Below are 1,736 nucleotides of genomic sequence, written 5' to 3' on the forward strand. Positions count from 1 at the left end.
CCCCTGCCCGACACCGGTGACCTGCGCGCGGACCTGGTGGAGTACCTGTGCGCGCTGGGCGCGGTGGCGGGCAGCCCGCAGGGGCGGGCGCTGAACGCGCTGCGGTGGGCCGGGATCAGCGAGGAGGGCGAGCTGCGCGAGCTGCTGCGGGGGGTGTGGACCGGGCGGTTGGAGTCGTTGCAGCGCAGGCTGGACCGCGCGGTGGCGGACGGGCAGCTGCCCTTGGCCGACGCCGATCAGAGCGACGGGCCGCTGAGCGGGGCGGTGCACCAGCGGGCGCGGTTGGGCGGGGAGTTAACCCGCGCCCGCGCCGAACTGCTGGTGGACGTGGTGCTGGCGGGCATCCGGGCGGTGCCCAGGTCCTAGCGGCCACGCGCGGCCCCGGCCGGGTGTTCCGGGGCCGCGCGCGACGCGCCTAGAGCCGTGCCAGGCGATCGTAGTCCGGCAGCTCCAGCGAGTTGATCGCGTGGTTCTGCTCGGGCGCCGGGTCGCCCTCGGCCGGTGACGTCAGCGCGGCGTTGCGGGCGGCCAGGGCCTCCTCGGTGCGGGGGACCAGCCTGGCCGCGCCGTTGTCGGCGAGCCCGTGGTTGAGGTCCGCGTAGTCGCGCAGCACCTCCCGGTAGGCGGCGAACGCCTCGGTGTGGGTGGCGCGGGTGGCCAGCTCGCCCGCCAGCACGTACGCGCCGACCAGCGCGAGGCTGGTGCCCTGGCCGGTGGGGAACGACGGGGCGAACGCGGCGTCCCCGACCAGGGCCACCCGGCCGCGCGACCAGGTGTCCATCCGCACCTGGCAGACCGAGTCCGCGTACACGTCGTCGGCGCGGTCCAGCGCGTCGAGCAGGCCCGGCACGATCCCGGCGCTGCCCGCGAACGCCTCCCGGACCGCCGCCACGATCTCCCCGGTGGAGCTGCGCGCGGTGGCCAGCGGGCCCTCGGCGACCGCGGTCAGGAAGCCGTGGGACCGGCCGCTGCCGTCCGGGGCGTAGATCGCGGCGATGCGGCCGGGCGCGTTCTGCATCCGGGCCTCCCGGACCATCGAGTCCGGCGTGGGGATGGTGAAGCCCGCGAAGCACAGGCCCAGCGGGCGCAGGAAGTCCGACTCGTCGCCGAACACCAGGCGCCGCACCGGGGAGTGCAGGCCGTCCGCGCCGACGACCAGGTCGAACGCCTCCTCGCGCCCGTTGGCGAAGGTGACGCGCACGTCGTCGCCCCGGTCGGTCAGCGCGGTGATCGACTCGCCGAAGCGGTAGTCGACGTCGTCCCCGGCGCCCGCGTGCAGCAGGTGGGTGAGGACGCCTCGGGGGACCTCGATGTCGCGGCCCTCGGAGCCTCCGGTCATGGTCAGGGGGTCGATCTCGGCGAACGGCTCGCCCCCGTCGGTGAGGAAGGTGATGCGGCGCAGGTCCACGTGGGCCTCGGCCGCGGCGTCCAGGACGCCGGTGCGGCGGAGCGCCTCGACGGCGGGGCCGCGGACGTCCACGGGGTAGCCGCCGGTGCGCAGGCCCTTCGCGCGCTCGACGACGGTGACCCGGAAGCCGGCTCGGGTGAGCAGGTTCGCCAGCGCGGGGCCGGCGATCCCGGCTCCGGAGATCAGGACGGTGGTCATGGGGTTCTCCCGGTGGGGTGGGAAGATCGACAACGCTAACGCAACCAAATGTAGCGTTAGTTTCGTCGGGGCGCCACGAAGGGGCGAACGGGGGTGTTCCGGTGTTCGGGCGGCAGAGCTGGTGTCCGCC

General features: G+C 75.2%; 2 protein-coding genes. One reads left to right on the top strand and one right to left on the bottom strand.

Annotated elements, in window-relative coordinates; all coding sequences use genetic code 11:
- Positions 1-366, top strand: a 366-nt coding sequence (locus ACTUAL_RS25660) for a TetR-like C-terminal domain-containing protein (RefSeq protein ID WP_440902045.1), incomplete at its 5' end; no start/stop codon positions are given.
- Between the two features lie 49 nt (positions 367-415).
- Here the strand turns inward: ACTUAL_RS25660 and ACTUAL_RS25665 are convergent.
- Entirely contained in the window at positions 416-1,606 is a 1,191-nt protein-coding gene (locus ACTUAL_RS25665) for an FAD-dependent monooxygenase (RefSeq protein ID WP_440902046.1), read from the bottom strand.
- Positions 1,607-1,736: the final 130 nt, after the last annotated feature.

This window comes from Actinosynnema sp., assembly GCF_052038725.1.